The sequence below is a fragment of the Phyllobacterium ifriqiyense genome (genome assembly GCF_030817885.1).
Taxonomy (GTDB): domain Bacteria; phylum Pseudomonadota; class Alphaproteobacteria; order Rhizobiales; family Rhizobiaceae; genus Phyllobacterium; species Phyllobacterium ifriqiyense.
Genome location: NZ_JAUSZT010000003.1, coordinates 3,066,487 through 3,087,169, shown reverse-complemented (window position 1 = coordinate 3,087,169; position 20,683 = coordinate 3,066,487). Strand labels below are relative to the sequence as shown.

Annotated in this window: 21 protein-coding genes; 13 read left to right on the top strand and 8 right to left on the bottom strand. The window is 53.5% G+C overall.

The genetic code is table 11. From position 1 onward, the window contains the following. The first annotated feature begins 156 nt into the window (after positions 1-156). Genes QFZ34_RS22685 through QFZ34_RS22675 form a run of 3 tightly spaced genes read left to right on the top strand, consistent with a single transcriptional unit; the run spans position 157 to position 4,672 of the window. Entirely contained in the window at positions 157-3,009 is a 2,853-nt protein-coding gene (locus QFZ34_RS22685) for a molybdopterin oxidoreductase family protein (RefSeq protein WP_307285886.1), read from the top strand. Further along, positions 3,006-3,773: a 4Fe-4S dicluster domain-containing protein gene (locus QFZ34_RS22680; RefSeq protein ID WP_115052690.1), complete on the top strand. Its 768-nt coding sequence runs from the start codon at positions 3,006-3,008 to the stop codon at positions 3,771-3,773. Before QFZ34_RS22685 ends, QFZ34_RS22680 begins: the two co-directional genes overlap by 4 nt. Beyond that, entirely contained in the window at positions 3,773-4,672 is a 900-nt protein-coding gene (locus tag QFZ34_RS22675) for a dimethyl sulfoxide reductase anchor subunit family protein (RefSeq protein ID WP_307285884.1), read from the top strand. The genes QFZ34_RS22680 and QFZ34_RS22675 overlap by 1 nt, the downstream gene beginning before the upstream one ends. 5 nt (positions 4,673-4,677) lie before the next feature. On the opposite strand, the gene QFZ34_RS22670 is transcribed toward QFZ34_RS22675, so the two are convergent. The 6 genes from QFZ34_RS22670 to QFZ34_RS22645 form a co-directional block, all read right to left on the bottom strand. Continuing rightward, positions 4,678-5,610, bottom strand: a complete 933-nt coding sequence (locus tag QFZ34_RS22670; RefSeq protein WP_307285880.1) for a lipid A biosynthesis lauroyl acyltransferase — start codon at positions 5,608-5,610, stop codon at positions 4,678-4,680. Positions 5,611-5,616: 6 nt separating this feature from the next. Further along, complete coding sequence (locus QFZ34_RS22665) at positions 5,617-6,645, bottom strand: zinc-binding dehydrogenase (RefSeq protein WP_115053264.1); 1,029 nt, start codon at positions 6,643-6,645, stop codon at positions 5,617-5,619. Between the two features lie 117 nt (positions 6,646-6,762). Continuing rightward, positions 6,763-8,040, bottom strand: coding sequence for a beta-ketoacyl-ACP synthase (locus tag QFZ34_RS22660; RefSeq protein ID WP_115052693.1), 1,278 nt, complete (start codon positions 8,038-8,040; stop codon positions 6,763-6,765). An 11-nt stretch (positions 8,041-8,051) separates the two neighbouring features. Continuing rightward, positions 8,052-9,236, bottom strand: coding sequence for a beta-ketoacyl-ACP synthase (locus QFZ34_RS22655; RefSeq protein WP_115052694.1), 1,185 nt, complete (start codon positions 9,234-9,236; stop codon positions 8,052-8,054). Between the two features lie 71 nt (positions 9,237-9,307). Then, a complete protein-coding gene (locus tag QFZ34_RS22650) occupies positions 9,308-9,589 on the bottom strand; it encodes an acyl carrier protein (protein WP_008123430.1) in 282 nt (93 codons plus the stop codon). 106 nt (positions 9,590-9,695) lie between these two features. Next, positions 9,696-10,280, bottom strand: a complete 585-nt coding sequence (locus QFZ34_RS22645) for a histidine phosphatase family protein (RefSeq protein WP_307285862.1) — start codon at positions 10,278-10,280, stop codon at positions 9,696-9,698. Positions 10,281-10,376: 96 nt separating this feature from the next. Here QFZ34_RS22645 and QFZ34_RS22640 point away from each other — a divergent pair, with 96 nt between their 5' ends. The 3 genes from QFZ34_RS22640 to QFZ34_RS22630 all read left to right on the top strand — a co-directional run bounded on the left by QFZ34_RS22640 (position 10,377) and on the right by QFZ34_RS22630 (position 14,039). Next, positions 10,377-11,336 carry an AEC family transporter gene (locus QFZ34_RS22640; protein ID WP_307286605.1) on the top strand — a complete coding sequence of 320 codons (960 nt, stop codon included), beginning with the start codon at positions 10,377-10,379 and terminating at the stop codon, positions 11,334-11,336. 139 nt (positions 11,337-11,475) lie between these two features. Then, complete coding sequence (locus QFZ34_RS22635; protein ID WP_307286602.1) at positions 11,476-12,933, top strand: NAD-dependent succinate-semialdehyde dehydrogenase; 1,458 nt, start codon at positions 11,476-11,478, stop codon at positions 12,931-12,933. 86 nt (positions 12,934-13,019) lie between these two features. Next, positions 13,020-14,039: an aldose epimerase family protein gene (locus QFZ34_RS22630; protein WP_307285859.1), complete on the top strand. Its 1,020-nt coding sequence runs from the start codon at positions 13,020-13,022 to the stop codon at positions 14,037-14,039. On the opposite strand, the gene QFZ34_RS22625 is transcribed toward QFZ34_RS22630, so the two are convergent. Then, entirely contained in the window at positions 14,036-14,950 is a 915-nt protein-coding gene (locus QFZ34_RS22625) for a sugar kinase (RefSeq protein WP_115052699.1), read from the bottom strand. The two genes, QFZ34_RS22630 and QFZ34_RS22625, sit on opposite strands and share 4 nt — an antisense overlap. A 131-nt stretch (positions 14,951-15,081) precedes the next feature. Here QFZ34_RS22625 and QFZ34_RS22620 point away from each other — a divergent pair, with 131 nt between their 5' ends. Then, complete coding sequence (locus tag QFZ34_RS22620) at positions 15,082-15,693, top strand: pyridoxamine 5'-phosphate oxidase family protein (protein ID WP_115053265.1); 612 nt, start codon at positions 15,082-15,084, stop codon at positions 15,691-15,693. A 17-nt stretch (positions 15,694-15,710) separates the two neighbouring features. Here QFZ34_RS22620 and phnF read toward each other — a convergent pair whose 3' ends face one another. Further along, entirely contained in the window at positions 15,711-16,457 is a 747-nt protein-coding gene (phnF, locus tag QFZ34_RS22615) for a phosphonate metabolism transcriptional regulator PhnF (protein ID WP_115052700.1), read from the bottom strand. A 90-nt stretch (positions 16,458-16,547) separates the two neighbouring features. Here phnF and phnG point away from each other — a divergent pair, with 90 nt between their 5' ends. Genes phnG through phnK form a run of 6 tightly spaced genes read left to right on the top strand, consistent with a single transcriptional unit; the run spans position 16,548 to position 20,683 of the window. After that, positions 16,548-17,042, top strand: a complete 495-nt coding sequence (gene phnG / locus QFZ34_RS22610) for a phosphonate C-P lyase system protein PhnG (protein ID WP_115052701.1) — start codon at positions 16,548-16,550, stop codon at positions 17,040-17,042. After that, positions 17,042-17,653: a phosphonate C-P lyase system protein PhnH gene (gene phnH / locus QFZ34_RS22605; protein ID WP_115052702.1), complete on the top strand. Its 612-nt coding sequence runs from the start codon at positions 17,042-17,044 to the stop codon at positions 17,651-17,653. Before phnG ends, phnH begins: the two co-directional genes overlap by 1 nt. A gap of 3 nt (positions 17,654-17,656) precedes the next feature. Then, the gene (locus QFZ34_RS22600) at positions 17,657-18,754 is read left to right on the top strand and encodes a carbon-phosphorus lyase complex subunit (protein ID WP_307285847.1); all 1,098 of its coding nucleotides are present in this window, start codon (positions 17,657-17,659) and stop codon (positions 18,752-18,754) included. Beyond that, a complete protein-coding gene (locus QFZ34_RS22595; protein WP_307285842.1) occupies positions 18,751-19,032 on the top strand; it encodes a hypothetical protein in 282 nt (93 codons plus the stop codon). The genes QFZ34_RS22600 and QFZ34_RS22595 overlap by 4 nt, the downstream gene beginning before the upstream one ends. Continuing rightward, positions 19,029-19,910: an alpha-D-ribose 1-methylphosphonate 5-phosphate C-P-lyase PhnJ gene (locus QFZ34_RS22590; protein WP_115052704.1), complete on the top strand. Its 882-nt coding sequence runs from the start codon at positions 19,029-19,031 to the stop codon at positions 19,908-19,910. Before QFZ34_RS22595 ends, QFZ34_RS22590 begins: the two co-directional genes overlap by 4 nt. Next, on the top strand, positions 19,907-20,683 hold the full coding sequence (gene phnK / locus QFZ34_RS22585; protein WP_307285838.1) for a phosphonate C-P lyase system protein PhnK: 777 nt from the start codon (positions 19,907-19,909) through the stop codon (positions 20,681-20,683). The genes QFZ34_RS22590 and phnK overlap by 4 nt, the downstream gene beginning before the upstream one ends.

Sequence of the window (20,683 nt, the reverse complement as noted above, 5' to 3'; positions counted from 1 at the left end):
TATCAAATCAGGCGGTATCCCGATTTGGCAAGAGGCAAGTTTCGCAACGATGGCAAATTGCCGCTTTCCTGGTGAGATGTCGTTTGAGTGTTTGGTAGATTGGAATTGTTCTTATAAAACAGCATGTGAAGCTGATGATGATCGGGGCAACACGACATGAATTCCGAACCACGCCTTGCCCTGTCCGAGCCGGTTGGTGACGAGATTGCCAAAACGACTTGTTATATGTGCGCCTGCCGCTGCGGCATTGATGTCCATTTGAAGGATGGAAAAGTTCGCTACATCGAGGGCAATCGCGATCACCCGATTAACAAAGGTGTGCTTTGCGCCAAGGGCTCAGCGGGAATCATGCAGCATTACTCGCCCGCGCGATTGCGTGCGCCGTTGCTCCGCACGGGACCGCGCGGATCGGGTGAATTTAGGGAAATCAGTTGGGACGAAGCGCTTAAGCTGGCGGTCGATTGGCTGCAACCAATCCGCGATACAGCACCGCAGAAACTCGCTTTTTTTACGGGCCGGGATCAAAGCCAGGCATTGACGAGCTTTTGGGCTCAAAATTTCGGGACGCCTAATTATGCGGCCCATGGCGGGTTCTGCTCAGTCAACATGGCAGCCGCTGGCATTTATACAATCGGCGGGGCATTTTGGGAGTTCGGTGCGCCGGATTGGGACAAAACGAAGCTGTTCGTGCTCTTCGGTGTGGCGGAAGATCACGATTCCAATCCCATCAAGATTGGCATTTCAAAACTTAAGAAGCGGGGCGCGCGCTTTGTTTCGGTCAATCCGGTTCGCACCGGATATTCCGCTATCGCCGATAATTGGATTGGCATCCGGCCGGGCACAGACGGCCTGCTTGTCCTGAGCATTATCCATGAGCTGTTCCGGACGGGTAAGATCGATCTGGACTATCTTGCCCGGTATACCAATGCGCCTTGGCTGGTAATCGACAATGAGGGCCATGAGGATCATGGGCTATTTTTACGCGATGATCTTGGAAAAGCGCTGGTAAGAGACCAAAAGACCGGTGCTGTCGTGCGTTTCGATGAGCCGGGCCATATTGCCGATCTTAACGCTGAATTTACGACAGCAGATGGACCCAAGGTGCGCAGCGTTCTGCGGTTAATGGCGGAGAAATATCTCGATCCGAAATATGCTCCCGAAGCTGTTGCAGCTGAAACCGGGGTTTCAGCGACAACAATTAGCGGGCTTGCTTCAGAGATTGCGCGCGTAGCCTTCGAAGAAGAAATTATCGTTGAGCAGCCTTGGGTCGATATGAAGGGCGAGCAACATAATGTGATGATCGGGCGACCTGTCAGCTTCCACGCCATGCGTGGCATTTCTGCTCATTCCAATGGCTTTCAATCGGCCCGCGCCTTGCATGTGTTGCAGACGATCATTGGTTCCATCGATTGTCCTGGCGGCTATCGTTATAAGCCGCCCTATCCAAAACCTGCTACGGCGCACCCCCGGCCTCATGGTCGTTCGGAACATGTGACGCCGGGCAAACCTCTGGCTGGCCCACATCTCGGATATCCATTGGGTCCGGAAGATCTGCTTGTTGATGCTGAGGGCAAGCCGCAGCGGATAGACAAGGCGTTTTCATGGGAAGCACCGCTTTCGGCCCACGGCATGATGCACATGGTAATCGCCAATGCACATGCAGGCGATCCTTACCCGATTGACGTGCTGTTCCTCTATATGGCGAATATGGCATGGAATTCGTCAATGAATACGCGTGGCACGATCAAGATGCTGGAGGAGCGTGACGAGGCAACCGGCGAATATAAGATTCCGAAAATTATCTACTCCGATGCCTATTCATCGGAAATGGTTGCTTATGCCGATCTTGTCTTGCCCGATACGACTTATCTCGAACGGCATGACTGTATCTCACTACTGGACAGACCTATTTCTGAACCGGGGGCCGTATGTGATGCAATTCGCTGGCCTGTCATCAAGCCTGACCGGGATGTACGCGGTTTCCAATCGGTATTGATAGACCTTGGTGCTCGGTTGAAGCTGCCGGGCTTTGTGAACGAGGATGGTGAGGCGCTCTACAAGGATTATGCCGATTATATCGCCAATCACCAGCGCAAGCCGGGTATTGGTCCATTGTCAGGTTGGCGCGGCGCTCAAGCCGATAGCGAGGGCAGGGGCGCTCCCAATCAGGATCAAATTCAAAATTATATTGATAATGGAGCCTTTTGGACAAAACACATTCCGCAGGAGGCATTGTATTTCAAACATCACAATGCCGCGTATCAGCAATTCGCAATCGATATGGGGTTCTTCGATACTCCCCAGCCGGTGACGATTCAGCTCTATGTGGAGACGTTGCAGAAGTTCCGCCTTTCCGCAGAAGGCATTCGAAAACCCTTTGCGCCATCGCAATACAAGCAGCGCCTGCTGGAATGTTTCGACCCACTGCCGGATTGGTACCGCCCGTTTGAAGAACAGGGTGTTGATACGACGGAATTTCCGTACCATGCGATTACCCAGCGCCCGATGGCCATGTACCATTCATGGGGTTCGCAAAATGCCTGGTTGCGCCAGATCCACACGAAAAACCCGCTATATGTGCCAGGTGTCATCTGCGATGAGATCGGGTTGAGTGATGGAGACTGGGCTTGGATTATCTCCCATCATGGCCGGATCAAATGTGAAATTGCCCGTACTGATGCCGTGAATGGCAAAACCATGTGGACATGGAACGCAATTGGCAAGCGTGGCGGAGCCTGGGCGCTTGAGCCAAATTCGCCCGAGGCCACCAAGGGATTCTTGCTGAACCATCTTATTCACGAGTTGCTACCACCGAAATCCGATGGCATGCGCTGGTCTAATTCCGATCCGATTACCGGACAGGCGGCATGGTATGATCTGCGCGTACGAATTGAGAAAGCTGAAATTGGCGAAGGGTTTAGCGAGCCGCATTTCAAGGCGATAAAGCGTCCTGGAAGCCAAAAGGAGCCGCCGGAAGAAGTGCGTTATGGGCAGGAGTGGGCGAAATGACGAGTCTGCCACACAGCCCTGCCTCAAAAAAACTGGGTCTGGTTATCGACCTTGATGTTTGCGTTGGTTGTCATGCCTGTGTCATCAGTTGCAAGGAGTGGAACACGGGTGGTTATGGCAGCGCCTTGTCTGACCAACATGCCTATGGCGCAGATGTATCTGGCACATTTCTCAATCGCATTCACAGCTTTGAAGTTGTTCCGGAAGGTGGCCTGATCATCGGCGAAGCGGGTGAAGCCCGTGTGGTACATTTTCCCAAGTCCTGCCTGCACTGCGAAGATGCACCTTGCGTAACGGTGTGCCCAACGGGAGCCTCATACAAGCGTGCAGAAGACGGTATAGTGCTGGTGGACGAGGATAAGTGTATTGGCTGCGGGCTTTGCGCCTGGTCATGCGCCTATGGTGCCCGGGAAATGGATCTGGCTGCCGGCGTGATGAAGAAATGCACGCTCTGCGTTGACCGTATCTATAATGAGACATTGAAGCAGGAGGATCGTGTTCCTTCCTGCGTCAGAACCTGTCCGGTCAATGCTCGGCACTTTGGTGATCTTGGTGACCCGAATTCCGATGTTTCCATGATGGTTGCTGAGCGGGGTGGTTTTGATCTGATGCCGGAACAGGATACAAGGCCGACGAATAAATATTTGCCGCCACGTCCTCGTAGTTCATTGAGTGATGTTGCACCTATTATTCCGCTTGCGGAAAATACCGAAGGTGCGCGTGGCTTCTTTGCATGGCTCGACAAAACGTTGGATAGAATCTGATGCATCCAGCGTTTTCGATGATCATTTTCACGACCTTATCGGGATTGGGCTATGGCCTAGCCATTGTGCTCGGCCTTGGCTTTTTCGATCCTGCCATGGTTGCAACAAAGCTAGCCTACCTGACCTCGCTAACTCTCATTGCAACAGGCTTGATTGCGTCGCTTTTCCATTTAGGAAATCCACAACGCGCTTGGCGGGCGCTGAGCCAATGGCGTTCCAGTTGGTTGTCGCGTGAAGGTGTCATGGCAATCGCTACCTTTGTTCCCTTTACGTTAAGCGCCGGTTTGGCAATTTTTGCCAATCGGTATGATGCGACTCTGGGTTTGATCAGCGTGCTCGGTTCGCTATTGACGGTCTATTGCACGTCAATGATTTATGGGTCGCTGAAGACTGTAGACTCTTGGCACACAAGGCTTACGCCCCTCTGTTTTATATCGTTTTCACTGGCTGGCGGCTTTCTGCTGGCAAGCACTTTTTCCGGTATGCTTATACTCGAGCTGTTGGCCGTGCTGTTATTATTGACAGCGCTCATCGCCAAGGTGGTATGGCGCAATCGCATCGCGACACTCGTGCCACGTTCAACACCGGAAAGCGCAACCGGGCTCGGTTTTATCGGTAAGGTGCGCCTGTTTGAGAGGCCACATTCACTCGATAATTATCTGACTCGTGAGATGGGTTTTCGCGTTGCCCGCAAACACGCTGCCAAGCTGTGGATCATTTCATGGTTGAGCGGCGTGGTATTGCCTATAGCGGCTTTACTATCTGCCATGGTGTTGGGAACCGGCCTGCCAGCGCAATTAATACTCGCTGTCGCTGCTGTCAGCCACTTATTAGGGATATTTGTGGAACGCTGGTTGTTTTTTGCCGAGGCAAAACACGCGGTGACCAACTACTACTAAAGGCGCTATTTGTTCCAGCGTTTGTGGAACCACATCCATTGGCCGGGATATTCACGGACCCAGCTTTCAACCTTGTCGTTCAGTGCCTGTGCAGTGGCGGCAAGGTCAACGGCGCCTTTTTCATCGCGCGGCAGTTGCATCTTCTCTTCCAGTTCCAGACGGAAGCGTCCCCCTGGGAGACGAATGCAGCGTGCGGGATAGACATCACACTCATATTGACGCGCAAGTTTTGCCAATAGCGGATTGGTTTTACAGGGGCGATCAAAGAAAGTCGTTGGAATGCCGCGATGGAATTTTTGATCGACCAGCATACCCACATTGCCATCGGCATTCAAAACACTGGCAAGTGACCACGCTGCGCCCGCTTTTGACGGAACGAGGTGGCCCATATTCGTGCGGCGCGCGCCCAGAATTTTCCTTGCAACATAGGGATTATTCGGTGGACGGAACAAGGCGGTCACGTTCAGTTCAAACGTTGCGGCACAGATCGGGAGCAATTCAAAATTACCTGTGTGACCGGTGAAAAAAATATGAGGCCGGTCTTTTTCATCGCGGATGCGCTCAAAGATTTCGCGGCCCTGTACCTCGATCAATCCCGGCTTGTCGCTGTGCGGATCGTAATCGAAGATTGCATCAAGGAAGACATATTCTGCCGTCAACCGCGCCATGTTTCCCCACATGTCGCGCGCGATCTGCTGTAGTTCTTCTTCCGGTCTGTCCGGATAGGCTTTGCGCAGATTGGTCATTGCAACACGGTGGCGGCCCATCAACGGGCCGATTTTGCGCGCAGAAGCATCGATGAAATCCATCGCAGCCTTGGCGGGCAACTGACGCAAAAGCCAAAGTATGCCGAATATAATATTTGCGGAAAGCCAGTAGTTGACCGATTTCAACTTCTGGCTCCACCGATACAGAGCTAGCTTTCTATCAAGTTTCATAAGGGATCAGTTGACGCGCAGAATGATCTTGCCAAAAACATCCCGGCCTTCCATTCGCTTCAGGGCCGTATCAATGTCATCAAAGCCGACTTCAGTATCGATGACAGGATGAACCAGACCTCGCGCCATCTTCTGCATGGCATCAGCCATGTTTTCCATGCGGCAACCGAATGAACCGAGCAGCTTCAATTGTTGCTGAAACAACATCATCAAATTCATGCTGGTAGAGACACCGGATGTCGAGCCGCAGGTCACGAGCCGTCCACCGCGTCGTAGCGATAGCATGGATCCCGCCCAGGTATCGGCCCCGACATGCTCGAAAACAACGTCTACGCCCTTCTTCTTGGTCAGTTTGCGGACAACGCCTTCAAAGCGGTCCTCACGGTAATTTATGACATGATCCGCGCCAAGCGCCTTGGCTTTTTCAATCTTGTTGTCAGAACCTACGGTGGTGATGACAGTACAGCCCATCTTTTTGGCAAGCTGGATTGCAGCCGAACCAATGCCGGATCCGCCTGCATGGACCAGAATGGTTTCGCCGGACTCGAGCTTCGCGTTGTCGAAGAGCATATGCTCGACGGTCCCAAATGTGACCGGAGCAACTGCGGCGCCAATCTCGTCAACACCGGGAGGTGCAGGGACCAGTAGCCGGGCCTTCAGATTCACCTTCTCTTGAGCAAAGCCATCAAGATGGAAGCCGTGCACGCCGGAGACATGCTCGCAAAGATTATCGCGACCTTCGCGGCATGGGCGGCATAGACCGCAGGTTTGTGCGCCATAGATCGAAACCAGTTGTCCTGGAAGCAGATTGCTGACGCCCGGGCCGATAGCATCCACGATGCCGGATGCTTCCGCACCAATTGTCAAAGGCATTTTGCGCTTGGCAAAGGCCATGCCGCGCCAACCCCAGACATCAATGTGATTGAGCGCAACCGCTTTGATGTTAACAGTGACTTCGCCGGGGCCAGGGGGAGGCGGAGGAGCGACGTCGACGATTTCAAGTTTGCGATCTTCGATCAGCTGTAGTGCACGCATATCCGTTTCCTTGAGTGGCGCCGCTAAAGGCAGGTAGCCGCTCATTTGTGGGTTGCGCAATTCCGGACGGGAAAACCGGATCCCGCATTTTGAAATTGCTCTAATTCAGGTTCCGGATTAGTTCGGTTCTGCCGTCATGACAAGACACGTATTTTGTCCGCCAAATCCGAAGGAGCTTGAAAGCACCGCTGAAACCTTTGCCTCACGCTTCACGTTGGGAACGACGTCGAGCACGATTGCAGGGTCGGGATTGTCATAGTTGATTGTTGGCGGAATAGTGCCGGTCTGAATTGTCAGAACTGAAAAAACGGCTTCGATAGCGCCCGCAGCAGTCAGCGTATGGCCGATCATCGACTTGTTGGAGGAAACCGGTAACGAGGATATGCGGTCACCAAAAACCGTCGAGAGGGCCAAATACTCCATCTTGTCGTTTTCCGGAGTTGAAGTGCCGTGGGCATTGACATAGTCGATGGCATCTTCCTTGATCCCCGCATCGTCCAAGGCTGCGCGCACGGCACCAATCGCCGGAGAGCCATCGGGCTTTGAGCGTGTGCGATGGAAATCATCTGCCTTTTCGCCGCAACCACGCATGATTCCGAGAATATTGGCGCCGCGGCCGACAGCAGATTCCAGCGATTCCATAACAAGCGCGCCGGAACCTTCGGCCATGACAAAACCGTCACGGTCCTTTGAGAAAGGCTTGGCGGCCTTATGGGCAGGTTCGTTGTGGGTTGAAAGTGCCGATAGCAGCGAGAAGCGGATAAGCGCTTCTGCCGACACGGAGCCATCAGTTCCGATTGACAGGACGCGGTCGCTTTCGCCACGCCGGATAGCCTCGACACCAAGTTGGATTGCAGTTGCGCCTGATGCACATGCGGTCGACAGCGTGATGGGCAGTCCGCGCGTTCCGAACTTGTCGGCGATGCATTCTGCTATAAAGCCAAATTCGGCCGTGTTGAACATCGCGCTTTGCGGTGCCTTTCGGCACGCTGCCAGCAATAGATCGTAACCGGGTTCGCCTTCGGACTTTACCAGTGCATCAAGCGCGAAGCGGTTGCGCCATTCGAGTTCCACGGGTGGCGCTGCGAGAAACAAAGGCCCGCCGAAATCATCGATTGGAAAACCGGCTTGCGCTATGGCCTCTTCAGCGGCAAGGGAAGCCAGTTTCTGCGAAAGTGCTGACGCTCCCTGACTGCTCTCTTCAAGAAAATCCACAGTCCCGGCTATTTGCGTGCGCAAATTGTCGAGTGCAAAACGCGTTATGGTGTGAATGCCGGAAGTTCCCGAGGTCAGAGCTGTCCAGTTTTCTTCCTTGCCTTGTCCAAGCGAGGAGACGACACCAAGACCAGTAATCGCAACCAGGGGGCGACCTAGATGATCAGTATATTTGGACATTGGAATATCCTTTAAACCTTGCTCAGGCGGGCAACGCCTTCACTGCGCGTCGCACCGATGGAAGTCGCGAGTGCACTGGAAATATTAGCCGGACCAGTTGCCTCGTTTTCACTATCAAGCGGGAGAAAGGCTGTCCCATGAAAAACGCTCAATGCGGCGATGGCAACAGCGAGAGGGAATTGTGCCTCGCGCAGATGGCCCGTTTTACTGGAAAGTCCACGAACTGTTGAACTGGAGAAAGCCTCCAGCGCTGCTTTTTCTGCAGACGTGACTTTCTTTGCCCCGGTTGCACCGGAAACAATAAGATCAGCTGCCTTATCCGCACTTGCGGCACCCAGAAGCTTGGAAATCGTTTCGCCAAGGTTTTCGCGGTTGCGGCGAATCTGTGAGCTGTAAATAGCGTCAATGGCAGCGTAAGCGCGAACACCGCGCTTCTTGGCATGGTCTGCACTTTCGAGAACGAGAAAGGCACCGCCGGAGCCTGTGACAATGCCACCGCCCTCGGAATTTTCCCTTTGCCAAACCGGCGACCATCCATCGGTTTTCAACATCTGGTTCAGCTCGAAACCGAGCAGCATGTCGGGATGTTCAGCGTTATAGGAGCCTCCCACGAGGGCGTGGGTGCTTTGGCCGGAACGAATGCGCGAAACCGCTGTGTCTATTGCGGAAATACCCGCACCTTCTTCGCCCATGAATGTGCGTGAAGATCCTGTCACCTTGTGAACAATCGAAATATTGCCCGCAAGGAGGTTGGAAAGCTGTGCCAGGAAAAGCGTCGGACGCAATTCTGTCGACAGTTTTTCGTTCAGCATTGTGCCAAGATCGTTACGTACACGTGCCTCAGCCAGAATTTGCGTGTCGACAGTCACATCGCGTTCGCCGCCGCCCGCCGCTACAACCATATCCATTGTTGCGCAGAGAGCTTCATCGTCCTTGATGCCAGCGTCCTGTAGAGCAAGACCGGCAGTATATGTGCCGATGCGTTGCCAGGTTTCCATCTGTCGCTGATCGCCGCGTTTTGGAATCTGGCTGTTCCAATCGACTTCACCGAGCGGATGCACTGTGTATGGCTTGAATCTTTCACCGTCGATGCGCGGCTTGGCTCCATCGTTGAAAGCTTGCCAATGAGCATCGGCCCCTTCGCCCAAAGAGGAAATGAGTCCGATACCTGTGATAACGACGGTGTTGTTCTGCATTGTCTCGCAACACCGTTGTTACGGTGCATCCGGTTAATGGATATGTCTTAGCGCCCGCGTTGGTCTGCGGATCAGGCTTTCTTGGCGGCGACCAGTTCGTCGATTTTGGCGCAAAGATTCTTCAACACGAAATATTCTTCGGTCGGAACCTTGCCGTCATTGACTTCCTGCGTCCACTGTTCAAGCGGAATCTTGATGCCGAATGCCTTGTCGATGGCGAAAACGATATCGAGAAAATCCAGACTGTCGATGCCAAGATCGTCGATTGTATGGCTTTCCGGCGTGATGCTGTCGCGGTCGATCTCGCTGGTTTCAGCAATAATATCGGCGACTTTGTCGAATGTATCGGACAATTGATTTTCCTTTTGTTTTAGGTGTCTCGTCTAAGACCCTGCGATCTGATGAGCCGGTATCTAGCTTTTTTCGCAGGCGAGGGAAAGACCCAAGAGCATGTGGTAATTAGTCGAATATGATTCTTCCGGCAACGTGAATGGTTTTTCCGTCCTCTGCGGGAGCTGCAACAACAGCCTCGCTGGGCCGGGGTGACACTCCTGTTAGCGCTATTATATTGTTACGATCCGTGAGCAATACCAGATTCCCAGAGCCTTTGAACGAAATGATCGTGGTTCGAATTTGTTCAAGCTGCGTTTCTCTTGCTGTGTCATCGCCAGCCATTGGATCAAGCGGGGCGAATATTTCCATAGGGGATGAACCAAAGGAAAGGCGCGCTGTCTCCCGTGCATTACAAACGGTGCTTGTCAAAACCTTATCGATTCGCACACCGCGGGCAGCAAATCGCGCGCCTAGCTTTTGCGCCAGCTGGTGACCCCGGTCCGAGAGCGTTCGTGCGGCACAATCCGCGGAAGTATCAGATGATGGGCTGAGCGCGCCTGAAGCATCGCCGCCCTGAATGAGGATTGTATAGCCTCCGCGCTGAACTCTTGCCCAAGCGGCATCTGTCGCCTGAGCGGGCACGGATGCGAGGGCGATGCCAAACGTCAGAACCAATCCGGAGTAAAGCCAAAGACTCGATCGATATGCCATTCATTCTCCTTATCAGGCAGATGGGAATTCTGCTCACAAAAATAAAGTGATCGTTTTCCATGCTTGCTCCTCGAAACTTCCGGGCTTATCCCAAGGATCATGAGTCTTATCCAAACAATCATCGTTGTTTTTGGCGTCATCGCTATCGCCTATGCGGCGGCGCATTTCAAATTGCTTGATGAGCGGGTCGGCGATGGTCTTTCCGATTTCGTGTTCATGATTGCAGCGCCGCTATTATTGTTCAGAACCATGGTGACGGCCGACTTTCATGGCGCAGCGCCCTGGTCGCTGTGGATCGCCTATTTCAGCGGTGTCGTTGTGGCCTGGGCCGCGTCGGACCTCGCTATCAAATATATGTTTGGCCGAGATAATCGCGCTGGTGTCGTTGCCGGGGTTTCTGGATCTTTCTCCAATTTGGTTTTCCTTGGAATGCCGCTTGTGCTTGGCGTATTCGGGCAAAACGGCTTTGCGATACTCTCTCTCATTGTCGCCATTCACATGCCGATCATGATGGCAGCATCAATCAGCTTGCATGAAATCGCGATGCGACGGGATGGCGTATTCAGCGGAGAAGCCCATCTGGCGGCGGTCGTGCTTTCGTTCTTCAAGAGCTTGCTGCGAAATCCGTTCGTGCTTGGAATATTAGCCGGATGGATTTGGCGGCTTGTTGGTCTGACGATGCCACAGACAGCGGATGCTCTCATACAAACTCTGGCGAGTGTTGCGGGGCCGGTTGCGCTGTTCGCGATGGGGATGGGGCTGAAGAAATTTGGCGTGTCGGGAAATATTGCCGCAGCGCTCGTCATGTCTGTCATAAAATTATTGCTGATGCCTGCAGTTGTTTTAGGGGCTGTGTGGTTCTTGGGGCTAGCCCCGTTTACCGCAAAAATTGCCGTCGTGGCAGCAGCTTTGCCTGCAGGCGTGAATTCCTATCTCATTGCCACACGCTTTGGAACAGGGCAGGCTTTGGCATCTAACTCAATGGTTATGGCGACTGCTCTGTCTGCGGTGACACTGGCATTCTGGGTTTCAGTTGTTACCTATATATTTGGCTAGCTGCGCCGTTGCAGCTTTTGCCAAAAAGGAGCAGGGTGCTTACGGACCTTGACCCAAGGCTCGATTGCCCAGCGCAATATGGTTATCCTTCACGGAATCCACCTAAAGAGCATAACCCTTCGAACACAGGGAGAATATGATGTTGCAGAAATCCAGCCAGTTCATGAAGCAGGCCAATCTTATCAATGGCGAGTGGATCGCGGCAGATTCGGGCAAGACAATCGATGTCATCAATCCCGCGACAGGGCTCGTCATTGGCACAGTGCCCAATTCGGGTAAGGCCGAAACGAAGCGCGCCATTGACGCGGCAGCGGAAGCCTTCAAAACCTGGCGCAAGACATCGGCGCTGGAGCGCTCAAAGCTGATGCGCAAATTGCACGATGCAATCCTGGACAATCAGGATGCGCTCGCCGAATTGCTGACGCTGGAACAAGGTAAATCACTCGCCGAATCCAAGGGCGAGGTTGGCATGTCTGCCGCTTATATCCTTTGGTATGCTGAAGAGGCTCGTCGTACTTACGGTGATACCGTACCGTCACCTTGGGCTGATCGCCGGATCATGATTACCAAAGAGCCAGTTGGCGTTATCGGCGCTATCACGCCTTGGAATTTCCCCTCTTCCATGCTGGCACGCAAGATTGGCCCGGCCTTGGCTTCTGGTTGTACAGCCGTTGTAAAACCAGCCACGCAGACACCTTATTCAGGTCTTGCATGGGGACTATTATGCGAGCAGGCAGGTATTCCGAAGGGCGTCGTCAATATTCTGACAGGCTCGGCCAGCGAGATTGGCGGCGAAATTACCAGCAATCCCGTCGTGCGTAAGATAACCTTCACGGGTTCTACCGAAATCGGCAAGATTTTGATCAAACAGGCGGCCGATACTGTCAAGAAAGTATCGATGGAACTCGGCGGAAATGCGCCATTCATCGTGTTTGATGATGCGGATGTCGACCGGGCCGTCGACGGCGCCATCATGGCAAAGTTCCGCAACTCCGGACAAACCTGCGTTTGCACAAATCGGTTTCTGGTTCAGGCTGGAATCTACGATAGTTTCGTTGAAAAATTTGCAGCAAAGACTGCAAAGCTCAAGATCGGCAATGGGCTTGAAGCAGGCACCGAACAAGGTCCGCTCATTGATGAAAAGGCCGTCGAAAAGGTTGAGGAATTTATCGCTGACGCAAAACAGAAGGGCGGGAAGATTGTCACTGGTGGCAAGCGCCATTCGCTAGGCGGCAGCTTCTTTGAGCCAACCGTCATTGGCGATGCAAAGCCGGACATGCTTTTCACGACAGAGGAAATCTTTGGCCCCGTTGCTCCTATCTACAAGTTTGAGACGGAGCAGGAAGCAATTGATCTTGCCAACAACACGCAGTTCGGCCTTGCCAGCTATTTCTACACGCAGGATCTTGGGCGTGTGTTCCGTGTTTCGGAAGGTTTGAAATATGGCATGGTCGGCGTCAATGAGGGACTGATCACAACCGTCGAAGCTCCCTTTGGCGGCGTTAAAGAATCAGGTCTCGGCAAGGAAGGCGGGCATCAAGGCATCGAAGATTATCTCGATACCAAATATGTCTGCATTGGTGGGCTTGGTCTTTAGGCTGTTTAGCTCACATCATTCACCTGATGCATTCCGGCGCATCAGGCTGCCTGCGCAATGAATCTTATAAAAGGTTTTAAAGTCAAATGGATACGGAAGTTTTTGGGCATACTGATTCAGGTGAAGCGGTGCATTGCATTACCATTGTTGGCGGTGGCCTGACGGCGAAAGTCCTGACCTGGGGTGCCGTTATTCAGGACCTGCGCCTGAAAGGTCATGAAAGTCCGCTGGTGCTTGGCTATCAGAACTTTGCCGATTACCCCGCCTATTCGCCCTATCTCGGGGCCACGATTGGCCGTTCCATTAATCGCATTCGGGACGGCGAATTGACGATTGATGGCAAAACCTATCAGCTGGAGAAGAATTTCCGCGGCTTGCACAATATTCATGGCGGCACGCTTGGGGCGGGAAAACGTTTGTGGCAGGTTGTGGCCGTTGGGCCGGACTATGTGACGCTGACAATTCATCTGCCCGATGGCGAGGTGGGTTTTCCGGGTAATCTCAACATTACCTGCACCTATATGCTTGAGTCGAAGGGTACTCTGGCCATTCGTATGGATGCAGTCACAGACAAGCCAACCCTATGCAATCTCGCGCATCACAGTTACTTCAATCTGGATGATGGTGGCGCAACTGACGCGCTCGATCATCAGGTACGTATAGATGCGCAGGCCTATCTGCCTACCGATGCTGATCTTCTGCCTGATGGGCGCGTTTTGCCTGTGGCAGGAACCACGCATGATTTTCGTGAATTCAGACCAGTACGGCGTGAAGAAAACGGCAAGCAGGTTATCTATGATAATAATTTTTGTCTGGCGAGCGAGCGGCGCCCGCTATGCCCGGTCGCTTGGGCCAGAGGAGCTAAATCTGGCGTGGAAATGACCGTGTCCACCACCGAGCCGGGTGTGCAGCTTTATGCATCTAATACGCTTGGCGGAAAGCCTGCCATTGGTTTGACCGGAAAAACATACGAAAATTATGCGGCATTGTGTTTCGAAGCGCAGATTTGGCCAGATTCAACACATTTTTCGTACTTCCCGCAGGCGATCCTGCGGCCAGACGAAACATACAGCCAAATGACAAAGTACAGTTTTAAAAAATCTTAGCCAAAGGCCGCGCGCGCTTCGCTCATGGGAGCAAGCGCGCCGTGAAATTCAACCACGCGAGCGGCAACCCTATGGGCACTGGCTGCAGCCTTGACAGGGTCAAAGCCGGCAAGGCGCGAGGCAATGTAGCCGCCATTGAAGCTGTCGCCAGCGCCGGTCGTATCAACTGCCTTGGCAATGGTTGCTGGCACGTTGGTGCGGCGACCATCAGCCACTACAAGCGCTGGCTCCGTGCCATCTTTAACGACGATCTCGCCTACGCCAAAACCGGCTATCCGGTCAGCCGTGTGATCAGGTGTTGCGTCGCCAAAAAGTGCGTTCTCATCCGGAAATGTGGGTAAGGCAATGTCGGTGACGCGAAAGGCATCGCTGAGTACCTGCTGGGCTGTGTCGGCATTTTCCCACAGGCGAGGGCGGTAATTGGCATCGAAGACAATGAGAGATCCCTGTTCGCGTGCGTTTTTGACAGCGTTCAAAACATTTTCACGGTTTTTGGGACTGAGAATACCCATGGTGATCCCGGAGAAATAAACAATCTCACGTCCGGCGAGGCTTTGTGCCAGCGCCTCCGTGTCATCTGCCAGCTGGCGCGCAGCCGCGTCATTGCGCCAATAGGTGAACGAACGCTCGGCCCCGGTCAAACTTATCGCATAAAGTCCCGGGCGGGCACCGGCGATAATCGGACTATTGGCTGTTTGAATACCGTTTTCATTCAGGAATGCGCGCTGCTTCATCGAGAAGGGATCATCGCCGAAAGCCGTGACGTAATCTACGGGATACTCGGTTTTGGTAAGCGCCCGGACATACCAGGTGGTGTTAAGCGTATCGCCTGCGAAACCCATGCGCCATTGGTCGCCATTAGCACCGGACAGCTCAATCATACACTCGCCGATTGCCGCAAAACCACCCATGTCATCTCTCCCGAATATTGGTCGCGCGACTGATATACTAGTGCGATCTGTATGTCATTTCCAAAGTGATGGCTGTCATAATCGTTTCGCCATGGCATGTTAGTCGGCGAATGCGCATGCAGGAGGAAATGATGACGCGGATTACGTCGATAGAACAACTTGAAGCCATTTATAGCGGTGTAAGTGAAGCCTCGACTGCCAAAGTGGCAGATCGAATCACGCCGGATTATCGCTTGCTGATCGAAGGATCGCCATTCGTTGCTTTTGCCACGAGTGGTCCGGAAGGGCTGGATTGTTCTCCGCGTGGTGATCTAGCCGGGTTTATCCGGGTACATGACGAGAGAACGCTAATGATGCCGGATCGGCGGGGCAACAACCGTATTGATTCGCTGCGAAATATCGTCCGTGACCCGCGTGTGGCTCTGTTGTTTCTCATTCCCGGTTTGACGACGACCTTTCGAGTCAATGGCCGTGCCTATATCGAAACGGATCAGGTAGTGCTTGAGAGTTTCAATGTGGACGGCAAGGCGCCACGATCCGTCACCGTCATTGAGGTCGAAGAGGCCTATTTCCAATGTGCCCGCGCGCTTATTCGTTCGGAGCTTTGGAATCCATCAAAACATCGTTCTCCGAAGGAGTTTCCGACGCCGGGCCAAATCCTTGCCGCGTTGAGCGAAGCGCGCTTTGATGGTGATACCTATGACCGCGAATGGCCGGAGCGGGCCGCAAAAACCATGTGGTAGCAGGAGCAAGGTTTGCTCTAAAGAGATGACTGTCTGCCGATGGCAATTTCCATGCGGTCGGCAGAAAAGTGCGTTGTTGCGTATTCAACAGGCCGTCCATCCATATCGACATTGACGGCTGTTGCGACGATAACAATGGCGCCAGGCGAAAGCTTCAAGTGTCGCAGATCCTCAGCATCAGCATGCCGGGCTCCGATAATCGTTGACTGACGCAGATAGTCATCAATTCCTGCCCGTTTAAACGCTGCGGTAACCGAACCGGTCGCACGATAATCCTCGATGATATTTGGCACACGCGCAGCATCGAACCAGGATGTGGCGCAAGAGATGGGATTGTTATCTGCTGTGTGCATCGTATCAATTCTGATGACCATGCCGGAGTGCATTCCAAGCGCAGAGGCAACTTCCGCTGTAGGCTCCTCCAGCGACGACCCAAGCAGCACACCCTTTGTCTCGCGAACCTGTGTTGAGAGAATTTCCGAAAACCTCGTGCGTTCACCAATTCGATAGGTGAGCTTTTTGGCATTGGCGACGAATGTCCCGCGCCCTTGTTCAGCTCGAAGCACGCCTTCCTTCGTTAATGCGGCTATTGCGCTGCGGATTGTATGACGATTGACGGAAAACCGGGTTGCAAGCTCCACCTCAGGCGGCATGCGCACGCCACTGGCCATTTTGCCCGCTGAAATATCGCCCCTGATCTGATCGGCAATCTGCCGCCAGACAGCAACGCCACTATTCCTGGTTATCAAATGGCTTGAACGCATGCTTTGTCATGCTCCTGTCATTGACGGGTATTATAACCACGCTTATTGTCTAGTTGTATATATAAATAGACAAATTGCTGTGAGGTGTCAATGCGCAATGCAAATTTGAAAACGGGTAAGGAACCCGATGTAACAGCTGAGATTGCAGATTCCAGCCGCAAAGCGGCTATGGCGCTTCTGGCGCAAGCAACCGTGCAGGAAATGCGGCAGTTCTGGGAGCGCTGGGAAAACAAGCCAGCAGTGGAAACTCTGCGCGGTCCTGAAACCGGCCTGGTCATGGTGCGTGGACGCATCGGCGGTGGTGGCGCAGCTTTCAATCTGGGCGAGGCGAGCGTGACGCGAGCGACCATAAGGCTCGATAATGGCGCGGTCGGTCATGCCTACGCGCTCGGGCGTTCAAGCGAGAAAGTAAAGCTCGCTGCAGTCTTTGATGCGATCTGGCAGGAGCCAGCCCATCGCCAAGCAGTTGAAGACAACGTGCTTGCTCCAATCGCGCAGCGTTTGAATGAAGGGCTTGAACTGAAGCGGGCTGAGACCGCTGCAACCAAGGTCGATTTTTTCACTATGGTGCGAGGAGATGATTGATGCGCGCAGCAACTCAGGTTTTTGAAGGCGGGTTCGCCGACACGGTTTTAAACTCGCAGGAGATTTTTCGGGCATTGATGGACGCTATGGCCAATCCGGGCCGTGTCATTTCCGTCGGTGATCTGGCTCTTGCTCCATCGCCCTTATCGCCGGCGATAGCTTCGATTGCAGCCACGTTGTTGGATCATGATGCGGTCGTCTGGTGTGACAAGCCAGTGAAAGCATCGCAGGACGCTATCGGCTGGCTGAAGTTCCATACTGGCGTTGAGCTCACGAATGATCCTTCCCAGGCCGATTTTGCTTTGGTCAGCGACATCGAAAACATGCCGTCTTTTGATTCATTTGCCAAAGGCACGTCTGAATATCCGGATCGTTCGACCACAATCATTTTGCAGGTGACCGGTTTTGATGGTTCGCAAGAATTGACCCTCGAAGGTCCTGGAATCAAGGATAATGCGGTCTTTGCGCCGAATGAGCTTCCTAGAATGTTTATTGAACAATGGGCAGCAAATCGTGGCGTCTTTCCGCGTGGTATCGACCTGATCTTTGCTGGCAATGGCGCGCTTGCCGCTTTGCCGCGAACCACCCGCATTTCGAAGAAGGAGGCTTAGGCCATGTATGTTGCTGTTAAAGGCGGCGAAGCCGCCATTCGCAATGCGCACAAGCTTCTGGCAGACCGCCGCCGTGGTGATCGCTCCGTTCCGGCTATCGGCCTCGATCAGATTGTTGAACAGCTGGCGCTCGCAGTTGATCGTGTGATGGCTGAAGGTTCGCTCTACGATACCGAGCTTGCTGCGCTCGCTGTGAAACAGGCTCGCGGCGATATGATTGAGGCGATTTTCCTCGTTCGGGCTTACCGGACGACCTTGCCGCGTTTCGGCTATACAAAGCCGGTCGAGACATCGCAGATGGCTATTGAACGCCGCATTTCCGCAACATTCAAGGATCTGCCAGGCGGTCAATTGCTGGGTCCGACCTTCGATTATACGCACCGCTTGCTCGATCCTGAACTTGCGGAAGATGGGTCAGTTGATCTGCCGGATCAACGCATCGAGGCCCATGAACATATGCCGCGTGTGACCGATATTCTCGGCCATGACGGCATGATCGAAGCTGATGGTGATATGCCTGAGGGAGCTCAAACGGGCGATTTGACCCGCGAGCCTTTGACCTTTCCGCTTGAGCGGGATTTGCGATTGCAGGCTCTGGCGCGCGGCGATGAGGGTTTTCTGCTGGGCTTGGCCTATTCCACCCAGCGCGGCTACGCGCGTAGCCATCCTTTTGCCGGTGAAATTCGCATTGGTGAGGTTGAAGTGGAACTCGAAGTCGCCGAACTTGATTTTCCACTAACGCTTGGCCGCATTCGTCTTACCGAATGCCAGATGGTCAATCAGTTCAAAGGATCATCCAAGCAGCCGCCCCAATTCACGCGTGGCTACGGTCTTGTTTTCGGCCAAAGCGAGCGCAAGTCGATGTCCATGGCTCTTTGCGACCGCGCATTGAGGGCGCGGGAGCTTGGTGAAGATATCACCGCTGCGGCGCAGGATGAAGAATTCGTCATTTCACATAGCGACAATGTCCAGTCGACGGGTTTCGTCGAGCATCTGAAATTACCGCATTATGTGGATTTCCAAGCGGAACTCGATCTCGTGCGCCGTATGCGTAGTGGACATGAAAGCCAAAAGAACGAAATCAGTGAGGCTGCAGAATGAACTCAGTCGCCACCGCCTCCATCACCTCCGCCATCGGAGTCGCCCCAGCTGTCGCTGCTGCCGGAAACACCAGTGTCGCCGCTATCGTTATTCAATTTTTTTCGGTTCTTGTTGCGCTGCTCGATTGCGGCAAGCGCTACGATGAAAACAAAAACACCAGTAAAAAGATAAAACTCAATATCTCCCGTCATGCATCCCTACGTTTTGCAGTTCAAACCAAAGGATCAAAACTCCGTGGTTTTGCGCAAACCAACTCCTTTGAGGCTATGACAAAATGACCGAGCTTGCCACCTACAATTTTGCTTATCTTGATGAGCAGACCAAGCGGATGATCCGCCGGGCTATTCTCAAAGCCATTGCCATACCTGGATATCAGGTGCCGTTTGCCAGCCGCGAAATGCCCATGCCCTATGGGTGGGGTACTGGCGGCGTACAGGTAACGGCTGCGATCATCGGCCCGAAGGACACGCTGAAAGTAATCGATCAAGGCGCTGATGACACAACGAATGCGGTTTCAATTCGTGCCTTTTTTCAAAAGGTTGCCAATGTTCCAGTGACCACGAAGACCACAGAAGCAACAATTATCCAGACGCGCCATCGCATTCCAGAAACGGCGCTCGCCGCTGGTCAGACGCTGGTTTATCAGGTGCCAATTCCAGAACCTCTGCGTTTTCTTGAGCCGCGTGAAACCGAAACGCGCAAAATGCATGCGCTGGAGGAATATGGGCTCATGCATGTGAAGCTCTACGAAGATATCGCTCGCCACGGCCATATTGCGACCACCTATGCCTATCCGGTGAAGGTCGAGGGGCGTTATGTGATGGACCCATCTCCGACACCCAAATTCGACAATCCCAAGATGCATAACTCGCCAGCCTTGCAGCTTTTCGGTGCAGGGCGGGAGAAGCGGATTTATGCAATTCCTCCCTATACACAGGTCGTCAGTCTCGATTTTGAAGATCATCCTTTCGAGATTCAGAAGTTTTCGCAGCCATGTGCTCTTTGTGGTGCCAAGGGCAGCTATCTCGATGAAGTCATTCTCGACGATAAAGGAGGCAGCATGTTCGTCTGTTCCGACACGGATTTTTGTGAAGAACGGCAGGCCGCAGGGCATCGCGGTGAATTATCGGCACCACAGGCGGAGGCAGCAGAATGAGCGATATACCACTCTTGAAGGTTGGGGCATTATCGAAATTTTACGGAAGCCGTATCGGCTGCAAGAATGTTTCGTTTGAGCTTTTTCCTGGCGAAGTGCTGGCCGTCGTTGGCGAATCCGGGTCCGGTAAAACCACGTTGCTCAATTGTCTGGCTACGAGACTTGCGCCTTCTGCTGGAACGGTCGAGTACCGCATGCGCGACGGGCATTTCCGTGACCTCTACCGCATGGGCGAGGCAGAACGGCGCTTCCTGATGCGTACCGACTGGGGTTTTGTTCACCAGAATCCCGCTGATGGCTTGAGAATGACCGTGTCTGCGGGCGCAAATGTTGGCGAGCGGCTGATGGCCGTTGGTGACCGGCATTATGGCAATATACGCGCTACAGCCACCGATTGGCTGGGCCGCGTTGAGATTGCAGGGGACCGCATTGACGATCAGCCGCGCGACTTTTCCGGCGGTATGCGCCAGCGCCTGCAGATTGCACGCAATCTTGTTACCAACCCGCGTCTCGTTTTCATGGATGAACCGACGGGTGGGCTGGACGTTTCGGTGCAGGCAAGGCTTCTTGATCTGCTCCGCGGTCTTGTCAGCGATCTTGGCCTGGCAGCGATTGTCGTGACCCATGATCTGGCCGTAGCTCGTCTTCTCTCACATCGTATGATGGTGATGAAGGACGGTCACGTCGTGGAAACGGGCCTTACCGACCGCGTTCTGGACGATCCGCAGGCGCCATACACGCAGCTTCTTGTCTCCTCCATTCTACAGGTTTGA